Genomic DNA, 20,587 nt, shown 5'->3' with positions numbered 1-20,587 from the left:
TAGAGCCGTGGCTCATCTACGGAGGGCAAATTCTTAAATATTATCACTTGTTCCTTATCTCTCTAAATATAAACAAAACTACACCTATTATTGCAAGTATAAGTATAAGCGGTTCTAACAAAAAAATAAGTTTCATACGCTAGCTAACTTTTCCTCCAATTCTTTTGCTTGTAAAGCAGATATTATATCATCTAAGTCCCCGTCCAATACGTCTTGAAGCTTATGTAATGTAAGGTTTATCCTATGGTCGGTGACCCTATTTTGTGAGAAATTGTAAGTTCTTATTTTTTCGCTTCTTTCTCCGGTACCAACTTGCTCTTTTCTTTCTTTGTCGGTTTCCTCTTTTTTCTGTTTTTCATAAAAATCTTTTAATCTAGCGTAAAGTATACGCATAGCTTTTAACTTGTTTTGAAGCTGGCTTCTTTCGTCTTGACAAGATATGCTGATACCAGTGGGAATATGCGTGATTCTCACCGCTGATTCTGTGGTGTTTACGTATTGTCCACCGGCTCCAGAGGCTCTAAAAGTTTCTATTCTTAAGTCTTGAGGGTTTATAATTACCTCGGTTTCGTCGGCCTCTGGTAACACCGCTACTGTGATAGTAGATGTGTGTATTCTGCCACCAGATTCTGTTATTGGTACCCTTTGGACTCTGTGCACACCACTTTCATACTTTAGGTGAGAGTAAACATTTTTACCCTCTATCGATACAATAACCTCTTTATAGCCTCCTAAACCTGTTTTGTTGGCTTCTAATATGTTGAATTTCCAACCTTTTCTTTCAGCATACCTTTGGTACATTCTAAGAAGGTCTGCAGCAAAAAGCGCTGCTTCTTCCCCTCCGGCCCCAGCTCTTATTTCGAGTATGACGTTTTTGCTGTCGTTGGCGTCTTTTGGTGTAAGTACGTTGATAAGTTCTTTTTCTTTTTGTAAAAGCTTAATGTTTAAGTTCTCCAGTTCTTTTTCTGCTAACTCTCTTAAGTCTTTATCTTTTAAAAGTTCTTTGGTGTCTTCTATATCTTTTAGTATTTTGTTATAATCTTTGTAAAGCTCATGTATGTAAGATAATTCTTTTAAATCTTTGCTAAGAGCTTTGTAAGTATCTGCATCTTTTGTTATATCAAGGGATGCTAGCTTCTCTTCCGTTTGTAAATACTTTTGCTCTATATCTTGAATTTTCTCTAAGAAGTTTTTTGGAAGCATCACCCCTTGACCGCGTTAGTTTTTCTTATCAAGCTCCAAAAATGCCGGTCTTAGCTTTAACTTTCCAGCATAAAAAGGATGACACTGGTTGCATGTTTCCAAATACACTGTACCACCTTTTACAGAAAGAAGTGTAAACGTGTTACCACAACCACAATGAAATACAGTTTCTTTTAATTCAGGATGTATATCCTTTTTCATAAAAAACCTCCTTTTAAAATTCTAAGTCTAATATTTTATCATAGATTAGGAGGAGTTTGTATGAGTTTTACAATGAATGAAGTAGATATCAAAGATTATCAAATATACTAAAATCAACGGTGTTGGTTTTTGGTGTATATACATCCGATGTAGGAGAGTAGTCTTTTACCTTGGTGGATAGTATCATTTTGATGTCTGGTATACAAGCCCCGCAGGAGGTGCCGGCTTTGGTCATTTTTTCTATATCTTGAACTGTTTTTGCACCGTTTTCTATGGCTTTTAATATGGTACCATAAGTGACAAAATTACACCTGCATACAATATGAGATAGATCAAACTCCCTGTTTTCGGATTTTTCGATCAAATCTTCCACAAGAAAGTCTGTGTTTACACCAAGGACGCTTGTCTTGGACTGAGCTAAGTGTAAAATTTCGCTAAAACCATGGGTGTTGTAAAGTATAGCCCCTGTTATAAAACCGTTTTTTATTAGTACCTTTTTGTATATATCTTTTAGGGTATTTTTGTAAATGATTTCATCGGCGTTAGCTTCATCTTTTGTATTGCCTATTACAACTATACTTATATCAAAGGATTTTAAAATAGCGTAATCTGGTTCGTGCATAGTGTATCTTTCTTTGTTGGCATTTAGTATGTTTTTGGTGCATACTTTTACTTGATCCATTATAGGTGCCACCGAGCCGAAGGTTTTTCCTTGAAATTCTATGCAATCCCCTATTGCGTATATATCAGTTTCTGATGTCTCTAAATATTCATTTACCACTATACCCTTGTTGACATTTAGCCCAGAGTTTTTCGCAAGCTCTACATTTGGCGATACACCAGTGGCAAGGATCACAAAGTCTGTTTCTATCGCGGTGCCATCTGAAAATTCAATCTTATCAACAAGTTTATCTCCGCTGAATTTTGTGGCTTTTTTAGAAAGAAGTACATCTATATCTAATTTCTTTAGATATTTAACAAGCATATCGCTGGCTTCTTTGTCTAACCAATTTTCCATCAGGATATCAAAGATATGTATGATTGTTGTTTGAAGACCTATATCTTTTAAAGCTTTTGCCCCTTCAATACCTATAAAACCACCACCTATTACAGCAGCTTTTTTAGAATGTTTGGCGTAGTTAGAGATTTTATATATATCTTCTATGTTGTTTACAAAAAATACGTTTTCTTTGTTTACACCTTCTATCGGTGGTATTTTTGGCACACTTCCAGTAGCCAATATTAGCTTATCGTAAGAAAAGGTTTCACCTTTATCGCTAACAAAGGTTTTATCTTTAGGATAAATTTTAGTTATTTTGGTATTTAATAAAACCTCAATACCATGTTCTTTATACCAAGCTTCATCTTTTAAAAGTATCTGCTTAAAGGTCTTTTTACCGCTTAGTACATCGAGTATATATATCTTGTTGTAAGGCAAAAACTTTTCTTCCGAGAAGATATGTATATCTACATTTCCTTGTTTTACAAGCTCCTCGGTAACATTGTAAGCCCCTATACCGCCTCCTATGATACAAACTTTCATAATCACCCCCCTAAAAATTATTGTAAATATTATAGCATTTTCAAAGATATCAACGTTTTTGCATAGCTTTTACAATCGTAATCCAAAGCTCTTTTCTTAGACATAATAGAGTAATGTTTTTGTTTTTCTTTGTCCTCAAGCATTTCTATCATAGCATTTGCTAAAGCATCTACATCTTTTGGTGGTACTAAAACTCCGAATTCATTTTTTATTATCTCTTTTGGTCCGCCGGGGCACTCGTAAGATATAACGGGTAGTCCAAAGTGCATAGCCTCTATTATCACATTACCAAAACCTTCAAAAATGGAACTTAATACAAAGATTTTTGAATTTTTAAGATATTTGTAAGGGTTTGTTTGATATCCAGTGAGTATGACATCGTTTTCAAGTCCAAGCTCTTTGATTTTGTTTTCTATTGTATTTCTTAACTCTCCTTCTCCTATTATGACAAGCTTTACATCTTTAAATCTATCTTTTACTTTTTTAAAAGCCTCAATAAGATAGATTTGACCTTTTTGGTCTACCAACCTTCCTATATTTATAAAATCTCCTTTTACATCGCAATCTTCTTCCGATAGTTTATCAAGTTTTTCAAAGTCTATACAGTTTGGTATTATCTTAAACTTATCTTCTTTTATAAAAAATGTTTTTTGAAGATCTTCTTTAATAGCTTCCGATGGTACTACGATGTAATCTAAGCTTTCGTATAAAAACTTTATCAAATATCTATAAGGTATATATACATTTTTCCCGTAAGCATAATAAGCGTCGTTGTTGCGTATACTTCCTAAATAAATAGTATTTTTAGATGGGTTTATAAGCTTTGAAAGAGATAGTACAATAGTCTGGGCTTTCATAAAAGACATCACTATATCTGGTTTTTCAGCTTTTAATGTATTTGATAATCTTATGGCGTAAGGCAGTTCTCCGTTTAAAAACGTGTTTTCTTTGTAAAGGGAATATACTTTAAAATCTATATCTTCTTCTACTATAGGTTTATTTACCACAAAGAAAACCTCATGGCCCAATTTTTTGAGTGCATTTGCTATATCTATAGACACGATGGTTATAGCTGTGGCATTTTGCGAAGCTCTTCCTAAATGATTTACGTAAAGACAAACAGTGTGCTTTAGCATTTCTTACACCTCCTAAGTTTCATTGCTTGTTCTTTAGCCCCGAAATGCGATACCATCGCTCTAGTGTGCTTTAGCATTTCTCAAATCTCCTTGAGTGGCTTTGCCTATTCCTTAGCTCTGAAATGCGCTGATATCGCTCTTTCACTCTCTTATTATAACATCTTATATGCTAAAATACTATTATGAAAGCGCTTTTTATTGGGGCGAGTTCTGATTTGGCTATAGCTACAGAAGAAGAGTTTGCTAAAAACGGTTTTGAGCTTTTTTTGATAGCAAGGAATAAAGATAAGTTAGAAGAGATTGCAAATCATATAAACGTTTTATCTTCAAAAAAACCAAGCACTTATGTTTGTGATTTAACGGATTACGACAGTTTAGAAAAGATAATGGATGAGATATTTTCAGAAAATATCATAGATGTGGTTTTGATATTCCAAGGATATTTGCCAAAAGACCCATACGATAAAAAAGAGATTTTAAATACTATAGATGTAAATTACACCTCTTGTGTGATGAGTGCAAACTTTGCTGTAAAACATTTTTTAAAACAACATCACGGCATGCTTATAGGTGTTTCTTCGGTGGCAGGAGATAGGGCAAGACCATCAAATTCTTTGTATGGCTCTTCTAAGGCAGGTTTTAGCTTTTACCTTGAGGGTTTGAGATACTGCATGGCTTCAAAGAATATCCATGTGATGAGTGTAAAGCCTGGATTTATAAAAACCAAGATGACCAAAGATATATCTTTCCCAAGCTTTTTAGCCGGAGAAAAAGAGACTGTGGCAAAGGATATATACGATGCTATGCTAAAGAAAAAAGATGTTCTTTATACACCTTCTTTTTACGAGTTTATAATAAAAGCTTTAAAACTTGTGCCATCTTCTTTAATGAAAAAACTCGGTAAAAACAAATGTTAGATGTTAAAATCAGAAGGCTATATACTAAACAGATTTTATCTTTTAGAGGCTGAAGAGACCGAGGCTCTTGCAAAGATTGTACAAGTTTATTTAAAATCAAGAGGTCTTGTCACTCTTTATGTAAGAGACATATATTTAGATTCCAATCTTTTTGGTAAACTTGAGCTTTTTGATAAAGTAAACATATGGTGGGAATCTGCAAAAGATTTGGCAAATTTGGTAGATATAATAGATTATAAGAGAAATAAAAATCTATACTCTTATGAGAATTATATGGGGCTTTCTTATATTTCAAAAGCAATAAAAGAAGATATAAAACTCTACGATGAATATGTTTATAGACTTTTGGAGTTTTTTTGGAGTTATGATTTTGGTAAAAACTTTTATATTCCAGTTTTGTGGTTTTTGATAAATGTAGCAGACTATTTTGGTTTTAGACCTTTATTCTTGGATAAAGATTTTTCTAAAAGCCCAAATGTTTTGTATATAAACCTTCAGGATGGAGATATAGGGGCACCGAAATACTCTATGAAAGTAAGAAAACATGTTTTAGAGCTTTTAAAAATAATATCAAACACCGATTTAGAAAATATAGGTGATGTAAAAATGAGTATATCAGAAGCCAAAGAAGGGACTAAATTTATGATGAGGCTTTTTAGGGGTTTAAATAGATGAAGATATTTGGTATTACGATGGGTGATCCAGCGGGTATAGGGCCAGAGCTTATACTAAAGCTTCAAAAAGACATGGAAGATGAAAACGCATACGTAATATATGGAGAAGAGTATATTTTAAAACACGCTTCAAGTGTTTTGGGCCAGAATTTTTACTATGAGAAAGTAAACAATATAGACGATGTAAAAGATAAAGGCGTATACTTGATATCCTTGGGATTAAAAGGAGCTTTAGAACCATCTCCTTCTTCTGGAAAGCTTGCTATAGCTTATCTTGCAAGAGCTACAGCGGATGCTATTTCAAAAAAACTAAATGGTATTTTAACGATGCCCATAAACAAGTATTTTGCAAAAGCCTCTGGTTTTAGCTTCAACGGTCAAACGGAATATCTTGCTTTTGCAGACAACAAAAAAGATTTTGCCATGATGATGTATAGCGATGCTATAAAAGTGGTGCTTGCCACCATACATATACCTTTAAAAGATGTAGCCAGTGCAATAAATATAGAACTCATAAAACAAAAGATAAAACTTATAAAAGGTTACATACCAAAGTACTTTCGTTTTATACCGACTGTAAAGGTGCTTGGTTTAAACCCGCACGCTGGGGAAGGCGGGCTTATAGGTGATGAAGAGGCAAAGATTATAATACCAGCCATAAGAGATGAGGATGTTGTAGGACCAATTCCACCGGATACTGCTTTTATAGACATAAAAAAAGATGATATATTTCTTTGCATGTATCATGATCAAGGTCTTATACCTTTTAAGATGTTGGCTTTTGATAAAGGTTCAAATGTTACTATAGGTCTTTCATTTTTAAGAACATCACCAGACCATGGTACCGCTTACGACATAGCTTATAAGGGTTTAGCAAGGGTAGATAGTGCCAAATACTCTTTGGAGCTTTTAAAACGTTATGGATATTAAAAGACTTGAAGGTACAGCTTTAAACGAGACTATTTTAAACTCACAGCCCCTAGAGGTTTCCAAAGAGTCTGAAAACCTTGCCATAGCTATAAAAACCACCGTTTCCCAAGCTCTTCTTGGAGCTTTGAGCGATGAGCTGTCAAAACAAGGTTTTATAGAAGCCACTGTAGAAGATGTAAAACCAAACGCTTATAAACTGATACTTAACAACGGTGTTGAGATTGAAGTAAACGCCGCCACCACGCTTGATATAAAGAAAAACGATATGCTAAAACTAGTTATAAGCTCTATAAATCCCCTTGTTTTAAAAATAGCTGATTTGAAATCTCCTTCATCTTCTATAAGTATTTTAAATAAAGCCATGGATTACGAGTCTTCGGTCCTCTCTCAAAGCTTTTCTAAAACTGATATTGAAAATAGCGGTCTTTTTTATGAAAAAAAGCTTTTAGATTTTCTTTTAAAAGCCAAAGACCTTTCAACTCTAACCCAAGATAACAAATATAAGCTTCTTCAAGACATAGTAAACACCGCTAAAGATATAAAAAGTCTAGAAGCTTTTAAAAACCTAAAAGAAGATATGAAAGTAGCCATCGAAAACATAGCAAACGCCAACTTCTCAAAAGAAGATTTGGAAGCGCTTTTTAAATCACAAAGCTCACCAGAGGATATAAAAGATATGCTTAGCTTATTGCTGACCCAAGAACCTAAAGGCATTCCAAAAGATGTTTTAAACTATATACCAAAAGCTCAAAGTATATTAGCTAATATAGAAAAAAATTTTATTTTTAATGCAAAATCCCTTCCAAACTTTGTATTGGAACTTTCAAGTGTATTGAAAAATATGTCCTCCGATATAAAAGATATCTTTTTTAAAAGCCTCCAAGACATTTTAAACATAAAAAATCAAAGCGCCAAAGAACTTTTAAAATCAAACCCAGAGCTCTTTCTTGATATATTAAATACAAAAGATCCTAAGGAGCTTGTGGCAAATATACAAGACAACGCTTTAAAAGCTATTGTTAGTGATGTGATAAAAGATATAAACAGCATCAAACAGGATGTGTTAAACCAAATATCTAAAAACCCTGTAAAAGTGTTGGAATTTTCAAAACATATAAAAGAAGCCTTAAACAACTTACAAAACAACGTAAGCTTTGATGCTAAACTCAACCATCTTAAGGAAGATGCAAATACACTATACAATATTAACTTAGCCCAGCAGTTTATACTACAAAACAACGCATTTTTTATAAATTTTGAAGAGGGTTCAAAAAAAGGTTTTGGAGCTTTTAAGAAAGAAGAAAACACCTACAGAGCTTTTATAAAGCTAAACTGGGAAGACGGATTTTTAGGGAGTATTTTAGAGATGCCAAAAAACGATACAAAAAAAATTTCTATAAAATTTTACACAGATATAGAACCTCTCTCAAAGCTTTTGGAATCCTCTAAGGAAGAGCTTGATAATGTGTTAAAAGAAGAAGGTTTAAATTTAAGTACTTTGGAAGTTTTTATGCTAAAAGCCCAAGACTTTGACTTAGAAGTAGCAAGAAACATAACCCAAAATTCAAATTTAAATATTTTTACATAGTATGGATGAAAAAGAGAAAAAAGCTATAGCATTAAAATACGAAAGAGGAAAAGACAACGCCCCTCGTCTTGTAGCAAAAGGGAAAGGTTATATAGCCCAAAAGATTATAGAACTTGCTAAAGAGAATCAAGTACCTGTTATCCAAGATGAAAAACTCCTATCTGCCGCTTACAACCTAGATATTTATGAAGAGATACCGCCAGAACTTTACAAAGCTGTCGCAAAAGTCCTTGTTTTTGTAGAAAAGCTAAAAAAGAGGCTATGAATCTGCTGGAGCTTTATAAAATTTTTCTTGATAGTTATGGCTATCAAAACTGGTGGCCAGTAGATATCGATTATCATAAGACCCATAACACAGATCCAAAAGATGAGATTATAATAGGAGCAATACTTACCCAAAACACAAACTGGAAAAACGTAGAAAAGGCTTTAGAAAACCTAAAAAATTATAAACTTTTAAGCCTAAAAGCTATAAAACATGTAGATATTGAGCTTTTAAAAGAACTAATAAGACCATCTGGTTTTTTCCAAAGAAAAGCTAATATACTAAAAGATATATCAAATATAGACATAGAACCCACAAGAGGAACTCTTTTAAACATTAAAGGTATAGGGAAAGAAACCGCCGACTCGATACTTCTATATGCTTACAACAAACCTTATTTTGTGATAGATATGTATACAAAAAGGATTATAAAAAGGTTGTTTGGACTTACCTTTAAAGAATACGACGAATACGCAGATTTTATAACTTCTAATATTCCACAGGATATAGATATATATAAAGAATACCATGCACTTATCGTAGAGCATGCTAAAAGATGCTGCCAAAAAACTCCAAACTGTGATGAGTGTATACTTAAAGACGAATGTTTAAACAAAAATGTAATCTTTAGCGTATAAATCTTAATTATTTAGAATCAATCTATCGCTTGAGAGTTTAAGCTATGGTATAATATCAATTTATTAAAAGCTTTAAAAGAGGTAAATTGTATGGAAAGGACGCTTGTGATAGTAAAACCAGATGCTTTTGAGAAAGGGGCCACTGGAGCCATTATTGACATACTTTCTAAAAATGGTCTTAGGCTTTTAGCACTCAAAATGTTTAAATTTACCAAAGAAAAAGCAGAAGGCTTTTACTATGTACATAGAGAAAGAGGGTTTTTTGCTGAGCTTGTAGAGTTTATGTGCTCTGGTCCTGTGGTGGCGATGGTTTTGGAAGGTGAAAACGCCATATCAAAAGTAAGAGAGCTAATAGGACCCACCGATAGCGAAGAAGCAAGAAAGGTAGCTCCAAATTCCATAAGAGCCCTTTTTGGTACAGATAAAGGAAAAAACGCTATACATGCCTCTGATTCCAAAGAATCAGCCTTTTACGAGATACCATATATATTTTCATCTTTAGAGATATACTCATGAATTGCTATAAATCCAACGAAAAGCTTTTCACACCAGGTCCTGTAGAGATACCAGAGGAAATAAGGGCTATTTTGGGAGCCCAGATAATACACCATAGAACCCCAGAGTTTAAACAAGCGCTTATAGATACAAGAACCCTTTTTAAAAAGCTTATTTCGAGCGAAAGCGAGAATTTTGTATTTTTTGCAAGCTCTGGTACTGGAGCGATGGAAGCTGCAGTTATAAACTTCTTCAATCAAGGGGATAAAGTACTTGTTTTAAATGGTGGTAAATTTGCTGAAAGATGGCTAGAGCTTTGTAAAACCTATGGGCTTGACGTGGTAGATTTTAAGGTAGAATGGGGGGAGACTTACGATAAAGATGCACTTAAAAACGCTATTGAAAAAGAAAATGTAAAAGGAGTTTTTATCCAAATATCAGAAACCTCCACAGCCACATACCATGATCCTAAATTTATAGGTAATCTTTTGAAAGATTCAGATACTCTTTTGGTGGCTGATGCTATAACAGCTCTTGGCACCTACGATATAAAACCAGAAGAAGATGGTATAGATATAATAGTAGGTGGTTCCCAAAAATCTTTTATGCTTCCACCAGGTCTTTCTATGCTTTGGTTTTCCGAAAAAGCCAGTAAAAGGTTGAGTCCTAAAGGATATTATTTTAACATCTCAAAGGAACTAAAAAAGCAAATAGAAGGTCAAACCGCTTATACACCAGCTATACCTATCATGCTTGGTTTAAAAAAATCGTTGGAAATGATCTTAAATGAAGGGATAAAAAACATAGAAAAGAAAACCACAGCCATATCAAAAGCCACAATAAAAGCCTTTGAAAAGATGGGTTTTAAGGCTTTTAGCAAAAATCCTTCTATATCTGTAAGTGCCATAGAAACACCCAATACGGATGCGGAAGCCTTTAGAAAAGAGCTTTTAAAACTTGGAATAAGAACAGCAGGGGGGCAAGATAAGTTAAAGGGTAAGATTTTTAGAGTATCCCATATGGGCCAAATAGATGCTATATCCACTTTCTCTGTAATACAAGCCGCCTCTATTGTTACAAATACCTCTAAAGATGTGCTGGAAGAGTATATAAATACAGTAAAAGCTTTATGTGTAGATTGATTCTTGTAAGACACGCCGAAAGTCAGTGGAATCCCATAGGAAGGTATCAAGGGATTTTAGATCCAGATCTCTCACAAAGAGGTGAGCTTCAGGCAAAGGCTTTGGCCATCCATATAAAAAAAGAGTTTCCACATGTAGAGGCTATATATTCATCTCCTCTTACTAGAACAAGAAAAACCGCCCAAGCCATAGGGGATGCCATCGGTAAAGATATTATCTTAGATCAAAGGCTCATTGAGATAGACCACGGAGAATGGGCTGGTGAGCTTGTGGATGATATAGAAAAAAAATACAAAGAAGATTTTGAAACTTGGATGAAGGCTCCTCATAAGATAAGATTTCCAAAAGGGGAATCTTTAAAAGAGGTTTTTGATAGAACGGTAGATTTTATATCTTTCATAAAAGCCACATACAAGGATAAAACTATAATAGCAGTTTCTCACTCGGTACCTATGAGGGTGTTTTACTGTGCTGTGCTTGGTATTGATTTGTCTCACTTTTGGGCTTTTGGATGCGATAACGCCTCTTATTCTATTTTGAGTTTGGGAGAGCAAGATATAATTCAAAAGCTAAATATAAGCTGTCATTTAGGAGAATTATATGCTGAAGCGCATAGGGCTATTTAGCTTATTTATATTTTTTATAGTAGCGTCTTTTGCTACGGACCCCACAAAGATAAATATAAAAGAGCTAAAACAAGAACAAGCATCTTCCAATAAAACAGGAATTCCCCATCAATTAAATTTAAACGTCCAGGTGATAAGCCAATTTAACATAGACAAACCACCCTTAGAACCACCAGCTAAGCTAAGAGCCCCTTCTTTTAAAGAGCTTGATTTAAGTGGTGAGGTGCTCCAAGCCCCTGCTTATATGGAACTTACTCCAGTCCAAAAGCTAAAAAACTCCTCTTTTATAAGCTGTGGCGAGCCGGATGATGTAGCAGATTACTCAAGCATGGTATCTGATTATCTAAGCGGTGATTATAAAGGTGTTGAGAGAAATTTTCAAAGGCTTTTAAAATATACTTATTCACCTTACCTTCCAATGGGATACTACGTAATGGGTATGACAAGGCTAAAAGAAAACAACGAGCTTTCTGCAAGGGATATGTTTTATAACTCTTGTAAATACACTTCTATGTATCAGCAAAGTGCCTGTGAAGGTTATTATGCTCTTAGTTTGAAGCTCAATCAAAAACCAGTTTTTATAAATTCCCCCACTTATCATAAAAAGCTTTGGGAAACTGTGTTTGCTATAAAAAATGGTGGTAGGTACTCCACTGTAGATTGTAGTGAGTTTGTTTTTAAAAATTACTGCTCTTATATAAACGATTTTATCCAAGGTATCATAATACCTGGTTATTATCAAAATAGCCTATTTTTTAGGTCTGGTATTATAAACTACTTTTCTAAAAAATACGACATAGCAAAGCAAATTTTTGAGACCATATACACAAACTACTCTCTTCCTTACAGCCTAAGGTATAAAGCCCTTTATTACCTTGCTTTGATAGATTTGAAAAATAAAAAATACGAAAAAGCCTTAGAAAAAGCTGTAATGATAGAAAATCTTTACCCTGGTTCTGATTTGGCTTTAAACCTATATGCTCTTATAGGCGAAGAAAGTCCTAAAGGCGCAGCCGTTGCTTCTATCCTATCAAACAACAAATACAGTATCCTTACAAAGTTAGCGGCGGTCCAAGCTTACAACAACGGTGATTACAACTATGCAAAGCTTTTATTCCTAAAGATAAAAGACTATAAGGATGCAGTTTATGCTTGTGTAAAAGCCAAAGACTATAAAGATGCTATAAATATTTTACAAATGATGCCAAACCACGATGAGTTTTATTACAAATGGCTTGCAGAGAGCTATTATTATACTAAACATCTCATAGCCCTTAGAAATCTTTTAAGAAGCGAAGGTTTCAAACGCTATACTGAGCTTCACAACTACTATGAAGGATGGTATTATTTCAAGCTTGGAGACTATCAAAAAGCTTTAACTTACTTCACAAGCAGATACTATAGGGCTATAGTCTATTTTAACATGGGAGATTATAAAGACGTCATAAGGCTTTTAGAAAACCCATCTACCTATGACGAAAGGATACTTCTTGCCAAAGCTTACTTATCTATAGATGAACCCGCTAAAGCAAGGGAAGTGTTAAAACCAACCACTGCTGAAGCCAAATATCTTTATGGGCTTTCTTACTTTATACAAGATGATTATCAAGATGCTATAAGATATTTTAAAGAAATAGTTTCTTCCGAACGCTTTGGAGCGAGGGCGCTTCTTAAGCTTGGCGATGCTTACTACAATTTAGGCGATATCAACAAAGCCATTTACTATTATCAAAAGGTAGTGGAAAACTATCCAAACTCAAAAGAGGCTATGGAAGCTTCTTACGATATTATATCTTCTCGCATTAAAAATCCTTCTAAGAATTTGGAAGTGGCCATAAAGCAGTTTATAGAAAGATATAAAAATAACCCCCTTTCTGAAGATCTAAAGTATCAGCTTGCAAACATTTATATAAAGCAAGGTAAAAAAGAAGAAGCTTACAACCTCTTATCCACTATAGTTGGTGGTCCTCGCTACAGGGCTATGCTAAAAATGGCTATGTTAGAACTAGATCCTCACAAAAAAGAGGAGCTTCTTATAAACGTAATAGACAACGCTCAAGGAGAAACTAAAGAAAAGGCAAAGGAACTCTTGGCAGATTTATATTTAAAAGAAGGGCATATAAACAAAGCTGCCGCTATATATTCTACCGGTGATGAAAAAGACTTGATACACGCTTACGAGATATACATATCAAACCATATGTTAAACAAAGCAAAGGATATACTAAATAGACTTATATCCCAATACCAAGATGATAAAGTGAGGGCTTTGGCTTTAGAGGCTTTTAATACCTTCAAAGATCCAAGCCTTCTTAAGTTTGCATCAAATTCGCAAGATCCTTCCATAAGGGCTAAGGCTTTCTATGAGTTAGGAAACTATTATCTTTCTCAGGGTGATAAAAATAAGGCTTTAAAAGAATATGTTAGCGTTGTCATACTTACTCCAAACGAGCAGGATATGTATAAGGATTCTATATTAAAAGCCTCAAAGATTTTGATAAGTATGCACGCTTACGAAGATGCTTCTTGTCTTTTGGATAAGCTAAACATGAATTCTCTGTCCAATCAAGAGCTGTATTATGTAAAAAGCCTTAAACGCCGTTTACCGGCTTGTAAAAACAAAAATCTTTTAAACATTGGAGGTTAAGATGGATGATATTATGATAATAATTCAAAGGGGTGGTATAGTAATATATCCTCTTTTGGTACTTTCTATTATATCTTGGGCTATTATATTAGAAAGGGCTTTCTCTCTTAGACTAAGCAGATTTTTGCCAAAAGGATACGCTCAGATAAAAGCTCTTATACTTGGTAGAAATATAGATGCTGCTGTTAAAATGCTTGAAACTCAAGACACAAACGCTTCAAAGGCTTTTTTATCGCTTTTAAAAGCCTATCTAAAAGGAAGAAGAGACTCCTATCAGTTAAATAGAATTGCAGAAGATGCTTTTTCTTATGTAATATCGGATGCAGATAAAAATTTGGTTTTACTTTCTACAGTAGCTTCGGTATCTCCGCTTTTAGGATTATTTGGTACCATAACAGGTCTTATAAAGGTTTTTGCGGCATTCTCTACTTCTGAAACCCAATCTGCTATGTATCTTTTGGCAAACGGTATAAGCGAAGCTCTTACAGCAGCGGCTACAGGGCTTGCGGTGGCTATACCAGCTTTATTTTTTTACTGGGTTTACAAAGCCGTAGAAAATCGTATAGTATCTAAAATAGAAACAGAAGTAAAAGAGATAATAGACGCCATATCGGAGGGATAAAAATGAATTTAAGAAAAAAAGCAAAGATAGGCATGTCTATAGAAGAGAGGACGTATGTAGATGTAGTTCCTCTGGTGGATACTCTTTTGGCTGTGTTTTTATTCTTGGCAATCCTTGCTTTTCAATCTCCAATGGTATTTTTAGCGGTAAAACTTCCTCAGGCTCAAACAGGTAAAAAAACCGTTGTACAAACTATGAGGGTTGAAATATTGCCAAACGGTCAATATATACTCAACGGCCAATATGTAACTCTTACAGATATTCAAAACGCCATTCAAAACACTAAAGTAAACAACCAACCTATAAACGACCTCATCATAGAAGCCGATGAAAACACTTTAGAAAAGTACGTAGTAGCTCTTATGGATGTAGCCAAGCAAAACGGCATTAAAAACATCCTCATAGCTACTCGTATGAAAAGATGATATTTTTCCTTTTTAAAAAAATTTTAACTTCCATTCTAATACCTCCCGGTATTTTTATAATAACGTTTTTCTTTGTAAGCTTTTTTGTTAGAAATAAGAAAATAAAAATACTCTCATTTGGTATGAGTATACTTCTTTATCTTCTTTCTATAACCCCTGTAAAAGATGCTCTTATAACGCCTTTGGAGCATACCTACAGTCAACCAAAAGGCTTTTTAAACGCCAACGCGATAGTTGTACTTGGTGGTGGGTATTACAAAAACGGCAACTTATCTGGTGAAACTGTTAAAAGGCTTTTGGCAGGTGTTTATCTGTCTTATAAGACAAAAATTCCTCTCATACTCTCTGGTATTGATATAAAATACCTTCCTAAAAATACACCTATAGTAAAGCTTATAAACGCTATAGATATAGGAAATATATATGAAGATGTTAAAAGCAAAGATACTATGCAAAACGCAGCCCAAAGCTATAAGGTATGTACTCGCTACATAACACCAGATTGCGACAGTATAATACTTGTAACATCTGCCTATCATATGCCAAGAGCAAAGATGCTTTTTGATAGATTTTTTAAAAACGTAATACCTTATCCTGTAGATTACAAAGAGGACCTAAGATACAACATAAGGAGCTTTTTGCCAAATATGTCAGATTTGGAAAACTCTACGAAAGCCATTAGAGAATATCTTGGTATATTATACTATTTTATAATTTTAAAGGTAATCTGATGGCGAAGGAAAAAACCACTTACGTATGTCAAAACTGCGGTCAAACTTATATAAAATGGGTTGGTAGGTGTAGTGCTTGTGGTGAATGGAATTCTGTTGTAGAAGAAAAGCTCACCATATCAGAAAATATAGTTAAATCTTTTGAAAAGCCTACAAAACTTGTGGATATAGAAAAAGAACAACTTTTTAGGACTTCCACTGGCTATAAAACCCTTGATATGGCTTTAGGCGGTGGGATTGTAAAAGGGCAGGTGATACTTTTAAGCGGTGAGCCTGGTATTGGAAAATCTACGCTTTTATTAAAAATAGCAGATTTTATGTCAAGAGAACATGTTGTGATATACGCTTCTGGGGAAGAGTCTTCCTCTCAAATATCTATAAGAGCGAGCAGAATGGATATAAACTCATCAAATCTATATATATTAAATTCTACAAATATAGAGCATATAATATCTTGTGCAAAAGAATACAACGCCAAAGCTCTCATAATAGACTCTATACAAACAATGTATACCAACGCTTTGGAGTCTTCGCCGGGATCTGTGGCTCAAGTGAGGGAATCTACTTTTAAACTTGTGGAATTTTGTAAAAGTAGCGCTATACCCTGTTTTATAGTGGGGCATATAAATAAAGAAGGTGCTATAGCTGGACCAAAGGTATTGGAGCACATAGTGGATACCGTATGTCAATTTGAAGGAGAGCGCTTTAACCTTTACAGAGTTTTAATGATTTTAAAAAATAGATATGGAGCTACAGGTGAAATGGCTGTCTTTAAGATGGAAGATAGAGGGCTTACAGAAGTGTTAGAGCCTTCTTTGTTTTTCTTGAGTGAAAGAAAAGAAAACGCCATAGGTTCTGTAATATTTCCCCATACCGAAGGCACAAAGCCAATACTTGTAGAGATTCAAGCTCTTGTCCTAAAAGCTCTATACACCACCCCTCAGCGTAAAACTCAAGGTTTTGATGTAAATAGACTTGCCATAATTCTTGGTGTGCTTGAAAAAGAAGCGAGGATTTTTACAAGAGATTCAGATGTTTATGTAAATGTAGTTAGTGGCATTGAGATACAAGAACCAGCCTGTGATTTGGCTATCGCTATAGCTATAGCTTCTTCAAAAAAAGAAAAACCTATATCAAAAGATACAGCTATCTTTGGAGAACTCGGCTTAGGTGGTGAGATAAGAGCTGTGCATCATGTGGAAGCAAGACTAAAAGAGCTAGAGCGCTTTGGTATAAAAAAGGTTGTTTTGCCTAAAAGCTCAATAAAAGATTTACCTAAGACAGATCTTGAACTTTTTGGTGTAAGCCATATAATGGAAGCTATTGATATAGCTATTTGATGCTTAATTATACTTTTCCCACTCAAAACCCACTATGTTCTTATCCTTTTTACTAAACTCTATACCTATTAGGTATATATCATTATATTTGTCTATGTACTTCTCATAATATCTTTTTTCTTTTATCTGTTTTAAAGCAACGCCTTCCTCTTTGTCTTCTACCACCTTAAACTCTAGTATATAAACGCTGTCCTGGTTAAAGACGCTTAAATCTATCTGGCCTTTGTTTGTGTTGTCTTCTGCTATCACATTTAGCCCTGCTCCGTTAAAAAGAGCATATACGATGGATGCATAAAAACCCTCGTATGAGTCTATATCGTTTTTCCTATACCAATCATGGGGTATGCTTGCAAAGAATGTGTATATAGCATCTTTTAGTTTGTCTATATTTTTCTCTTTAAGAATTTGTTTTATATTAAGCTCTGTTTTGGTTATCTTGCTAGCATCGAAATCTAAATATATAAGAAGGGCGTTGTTTAAGCTTTTTCTTACTTCTAAGTTTGGATAAGATAGTATATACACCCCATCTTCTTCTAAAAACTCTTTTATTGTAAGATAACCAGCTTGAAACAAAAGATTTTCTACCCTTATATTATCAACATCAAGATTTGATAGAATCTCATCTCCTACTTCCAAGTTTTCAAGCTCTGGTATGTAGTATCTATTTTTCATAAACATCTTAATAAGGAATGTAGGTGTTCCTGTCTCAAACCAAAAGGCTCTAAACCTTTTTTCTGAAAAAAGAAGTAATATATCAAAAGGATTGTAAACTCTTTCTCCAAGCCAACTATAGCCGTTGTACCAGACTTTTATCTTATCTTTATCAAAATCCTTTAATCTATCTTCAAATACACTTTCAAGCTCAGATTGGGTATAACCGCATACTGTTGAAAACTCTTCATTTAAAGTAATATCCTGAAGCTGGTTTAATCCACTAAAGATTGATACCTTAGAAAACCTTGATACACCTGTAAGAAATACAAGCTTTAGATAAGGATCCATACCCTTTAACACCGAATAAAAATCTTTCAATATTTCTCTATTTTCTCTTGCTACTTCTATATTTTCTATCGCATCCAATATTGGTTTATCGTATTCATCAACAAGCACTACCACAGGCATGTTGTGTTTTTGATATATTTTTGTAATCAGTTCTTCAAATTTGATGTTTATAACTTCTTTTTCTTCTAAATTTAAATTCATAACGCTTTGCGTTGGTTTCTAATATATGATGTATATTTTTTTTGAGTAATTGAGATGAGCTCATCACCCCAGATGTAAAGTTTATAGTTATCACCGGATATCTTTTCTCCCAATTCCAATTATCGTATAAATAAAGTCCTTTAAAAAGCTCCTTGTTTCCAGAGAAAGCTTCTTTTAATGTATCAAGAAAAAGAGATTTTCCAAACCTTCTGGGGCGGGATAGAAAGTAATATTTGCTTGTTAGCTTTGGTATAAAGGGTGTTTTATCTACATAGAAAAACCACCTTCTATTATATCTCTAAATGTTTGTATACCTATTGGTAAAAGCTTCATACTTTTGATTATAACATTTTGATTATTATAAGATTAAAATGCGTTTAAAAGAAGCTTGTTGGTTTCTAAATAAGAATCTATAAAATCTCTATGCTTTCTAAATACATATTTTACAAGTCTATAATCTTCTATATAACCTAAGATAGGAAATCTTTTGCGAGGAGAGCTTATATAACAAAGGGCTTTTGCCAAGTCTTTTATAGGTTCTTCGTTTGATATATTTAGATATTTTGTAGATGTAAGTATTTTGTAAAATAAATCAGCGTAATAATAAAGATTTTTGATAAACTCTGTGGTGATAATAATTTTTGATTTTCTAAAAGCCTTATACTTTGATATAGCTTCTTCTACAGTGCAAACTTGATTTTGCAAGATATTTTCAAACTTATTCATATATTTATAAAACCCCGCCTAAGCGGGGTATGAAAGCTATATTAGCTATATTAGAACTCTGTTTGAAGAGCGAGTGTAAAGTCTGCGAAGTCTTTGAGATAGTTAGAATTACCATTAGGATTAAGATTAACATCTTCTAAGTTGCTGTTTGGATCTACGATATCAGCACCAAGAGACAACTTAGCAGCTTCGCCAGCTATGTAGTAGTTTACAAATATGCTGTATCTGTCGATTTTGGCGTCTGTAACATCAATGGGGTTTTTGCTACCGATAGGATAAGGATAATTATCTACCTTAGATTGTTCCCATCTAAAGGCTATACCTGGTTTTCCAAGACCTACCACTTGATCGTAAAGAACTGCAAGTTGGGCATAATAGCCATCAGATTTTACGTTGTCACCAACTCCGGCCATTAAATCTCTCTTTTCTGCCCAGCCAAGTTGGATTTGTGGTACAAAATCACCAAACTTTTGTTCCCAGTTGGCATCTACATCGTAGTATTCCGGTGTAAGAGAGGTGTTAGATCCGCACAGATCTTGGTCCAAAGCACTAGCGGTAGTGCTACAATCTAACTTTTGTTGTTCATAGCCAAGGCCTATTGTTAGGTTGTTGAGAGCGCCCAAGAATGTATCTTGATCTACAAAACCAGATGAGTTTTTGTATCCAAGCATTGTAGGTGTAAACTCTACTCTTGCACCATACTTTAGATTGCCTTCTGCGTTCGCGCCAGCTTGATAGTCGTAAGCGCCGTTGGCAGCAAATAGATAGTATTTGAGCATTGTATCTGCCACATTACCCCATAAAGCTATACCGGCATCTCTGTTGGCATTTTGAACATCATCACCAAGCGTAATAGGTGTGAATGGGTTTAGGAGGTTGTCAAGAGCGTAGTTAGTGCCATTGTTACCGCCCAATAGACCACTCTTATCACCAGTGATGTAACTCCACACCGTATCAAACCCATAACCAAAACCAGTGGGTATTACATAGGTATACTCATCTGTGTTGGAGAGTCTTGACACTGGGTCTCTAAATAGACCTGCCATGAGTTGAACTTCTGGCATAAATTTGAAGTTGATGAATGCATCTGACACTCTTGTGTAGCTTGTGCCTTCGTGAGCTCTTGCTGTGCCATCAGCTGGTAAACCGCTGTAGTCGTGGTCTGCGAAATCCAAATCTGCGCCAAATTGGACTATTGGGTTGATTTGACCTGAGAAGTATACCCTTGCGTTGTTGACGGAAAAGTTGTTGGAAGTTTGGTCGTTGTCGGTTACTTTTCCATTGTTTTGAGCCCAGATTTGAAGCTCAAGACCTACGTTTGCAAATTCGTTGTCGTTGGCCTTTAAAACTATAGCATTGGCTCCTTGCCAAGCAGCAGCTCCTAAGACTGCCATCGCCAAGAGAAGTTTCTTTTTCATAGCTTTGTCCTCCTTTTAAAGGTTTCTTAAAAATAATTTAATCACATTATCGTCCTTTTGTCAAGTGTTTTTAATCTAAAAATCTATATTTTTATATGATGTATATCAATATATTGC

General features: G+C 34.4%; 21 protein-coding genes and 1 pseudogene. 14 read left to right on the top strand and 8 right to left on the bottom strand.

The features are described from left to right. Positions 1-43: 43 nt before the first annotated feature. The 5 genes from HYD3684_RS04875 to HYD3684_RS04855 form a co-directional block, all read right to left on the bottom strand. The gene (locus HYD3684_RS04875; RefSeq protein ID WP_015419568.1) at positions 44-136 is read right to left on the bottom strand and encodes a hypothetical protein; all 93 of its coding nucleotides are present in this window, start codon (positions 134-136) and stop codon (positions 44-46) included. After that, entirely contained in the window at positions 133-1,203 is a 1,071-nt protein-coding gene (gene prfA, locus HYD3684_RS04870; protein WP_015419567.1) for a peptide chain release factor 1, read from the bottom strand. The genes HYD3684_RS04875 and prfA overlap by 4 nt, the downstream gene beginning before the upstream one ends. 15 nt (positions 1,204-1,218) lie before the next feature. Beyond that, positions 1,219-1,404 (bottom strand): 50S ribosomal protein L31, encoded by a 186-nt coding sequence (gene rpmE / locus HYD3684_RS04865; protein ID WP_012514021.1) that lies wholly within the window; start codon positions 1,402-1,404, stop codon positions 1,219-1,221. 88 nt (positions 1,405-1,492) lie between these two features. Next, the gene (locus HYD3684_RS04860) at positions 1,493-2,947 is read right to left on the bottom strand and encodes an FAD-dependent oxidoreductase (protein WP_015419566.1); all 1,455 of its coding nucleotides are present in this window, start codon (positions 2,945-2,947) and stop codon (positions 1,493-1,495) included. 29 nt (positions 2,948-2,976) lie between these two features. Continuing rightward, a complete protein-coding gene (locus HYD3684_RS04855; protein ID WP_015419565.1) occupies positions 2,977-4,083 on the bottom strand; it encodes a glycosyltransferase in 1,107 nt (368 codons plus the stop codon). A gap of 182 nt (positions 4,084-4,265) precedes the next feature. Between HYD3684_RS04855 and HYD3684_RS04850 the strand changes: the two genes are divergently transcribed. The 14 genes from HYD3684_RS04850 (at position 4,266) to radA (ending at position 17,123) form a co-directional block, all read left to right on the top strand. Further along, a complete protein-coding gene (locus HYD3684_RS04850) occupies positions 4,266-5,000 on the top strand; it encodes an SDR family NAD(P)-dependent oxidoreductase (RefSeq protein ID WP_015419564.1) in 735 nt (244 codons plus the stop codon). Beyond that, on the top strand, positions 5,001-5,675 hold the full coding sequence (locus tag HYD3684_RS04845; RefSeq protein ID WP_015419563.1) for a hypothetical protein: 675 nt from the start codon (positions 5,001-5,003) through the stop codon (positions 5,673-5,675). Further along, a complete protein-coding gene (pdxA, locus tag HYD3684_RS04840) occupies positions 5,672-6,604 on the top strand; it encodes a 4-hydroxythreonine-4-phosphate dehydrogenase PdxA (RefSeq protein WP_015419562.1) in 933 nt (310 codons plus the stop codon). Before HYD3684_RS04845 ends, pdxA begins: the two co-directional genes overlap by 4 nt. Continuing rightward, positions 6,594-8,192, top strand: a complete 1,599-nt coding sequence (locus HYD3684_RS04835) for a hypothetical protein (protein WP_015419561.1) — start codon at positions 6,594-6,596, stop codon at positions 8,190-8,192. Before pdxA ends, HYD3684_RS04835 begins: the two co-directional genes overlap by 11 nt. Position 8,193: 1 nt before the next feature. Next, a complete protein-coding gene (locus tag HYD3684_RS04830; protein WP_015419560.1) occupies positions 8,194-8,457 on the top strand; it encodes an EscU/YscU/HrcU family type III secretion system export apparatus switch protein in 264 nt (87 codons plus the stop codon). After that, complete coding sequence (locus tag HYD3684_RS04825; RefSeq protein ID WP_015419559.1) at positions 8,454-9,095, top strand: DNA-3-methyladenine glycosylase III; 642 nt, start codon at positions 8,454-8,456, stop codon at positions 9,093-9,095. The genes HYD3684_RS04830 and HYD3684_RS04825 overlap by 4 nt, the downstream gene beginning before the upstream one ends. A gap of 90 nt (positions 9,096-9,185) precedes the next feature. After that, a complete protein-coding gene (gene ndk / locus HYD3684_RS04820; protein ID WP_015419558.1) occupies positions 9,186-9,611 on the top strand; it encodes a nucleoside-diphosphate kinase in 426 nt (141 codons plus the stop codon). Further along, complete coding sequence (locus HYD3684_RS04815) at positions 9,608-10,732, top strand: alanine--glyoxylate aminotransferase family protein (protein ID WP_015419557.1); 1,125 nt, start codon at positions 9,608-9,610, stop codon at positions 10,730-10,732. The genes ndk and HYD3684_RS04815 overlap by 4 nt, the downstream gene beginning before the upstream one ends. Further along, complete coding sequence (locus HYD3684_RS04810) at positions 10,720-11,358, top strand: histidine phosphatase family protein (protein ID WP_015419556.1); 639 nt, start codon at positions 10,720-10,722, stop codon at positions 11,356-11,358. Before HYD3684_RS04815 ends, HYD3684_RS04810 begins: the two co-directional genes overlap by 13 nt. Further along, positions 11,333-14,005 (top strand): tetratricopeptide repeat protein, encoded by a 2,673-nt coding sequence (locus HYD3684_RS04805; RefSeq protein WP_015419555.1) that lies wholly within the window; start codon positions 11,333-11,335, stop codon positions 14,003-14,005. Before HYD3684_RS04810 ends, HYD3684_RS04805 begins: the two co-directional genes overlap by 26 nt. A 1-nt stretch (position 14,006) precedes the next feature. Beyond that, the gene (locus HYD3684_RS04800) at positions 14,007-14,627 is read left to right on the top strand and encodes a MotA/TolQ/ExbB proton channel family protein (RefSeq protein WP_015419554.1); all 621 of its coding nucleotides are present in this window, start codon (positions 14,007-14,009) and stop codon (positions 14,625-14,627) included. Between the two features lie 2 nt (positions 14,628-14,629). Beyond that, positions 14,630-15,052 (top strand): biopolymer transporter ExbD, encoded by a 423-nt coding sequence (locus HYD3684_RS04795; protein ID WP_015419553.1) that lies wholly within the window; start codon positions 14,630-14,632, stop codon positions 15,050-15,052. Next, positions 15,049-15,783, top strand: coding sequence for a YdcF family protein (locus HYD3684_RS04790; protein WP_015419552.1), 735 nt, complete (start codon positions 15,049-15,051; stop codon positions 15,781-15,783). The genes HYD3684_RS04795 and HYD3684_RS04790 overlap by 4 nt, the downstream gene beginning before the upstream one ends. Next, positions 15,783-17,123, top strand: coding sequence for a DNA repair protein RadA (gene radA / locus HYD3684_RS04785; protein WP_015419551.1), 1,341 nt, complete (start codon positions 15,783-15,785; stop codon positions 17,121-17,123). The genes HYD3684_RS04790 and radA overlap by 1 nt, the downstream gene beginning before the upstream one ends. Before the next feature lie 3 nt (positions 17,124-17,126). Here the strand turns inward: radA and HYD3684_RS04780 are convergent. From HYD3684_RS04780 to HYD3684_RS04770, 3 genes and pseudogenes are all read right to left on the bottom strand, one after another. Further along, positions 17,127-18,659, bottom strand: a pseudogene (locus HYD3684_RS04780) (AAA family ATPase). A gap of 33 nt (positions 18,660-18,692) precedes the next feature. Continuing rightward, a complete protein-coding gene (locus HYD3684_RS04775) occupies positions 18,693-19,052 on the bottom strand; it encodes a hypothetical protein (RefSeq protein WP_015419550.1) in 360 nt (119 codons plus the stop codon). A gap of 50 nt (positions 19,053-19,102) precedes the next feature. Further along, on the bottom strand, positions 19,103-20,470 hold the full coding sequence (locus tag HYD3684_RS04770; RefSeq protein ID WP_015419549.1) for a hypothetical protein: 1,368 nt from the start codon (positions 20,468-20,470) through the stop codon (positions 19,103-19,105). Between the last annotated feature and the right edge of the window lie 117 nt (positions 20,471-20,587).

The organism is Hydrogenobaculum sp. 3684, assembly GCF_000213785.1.
In the GTDB taxonomy this organism is placed as follows: Bacteria; Aquificota; Aquificia; order Aquificales; family Aquificaceae; genus Hydrogenobaculum.
Note: the sequence above shows the minus strand (reverse complement) of the source record. Positions and strands in the feature narration are given on the sequence as shown.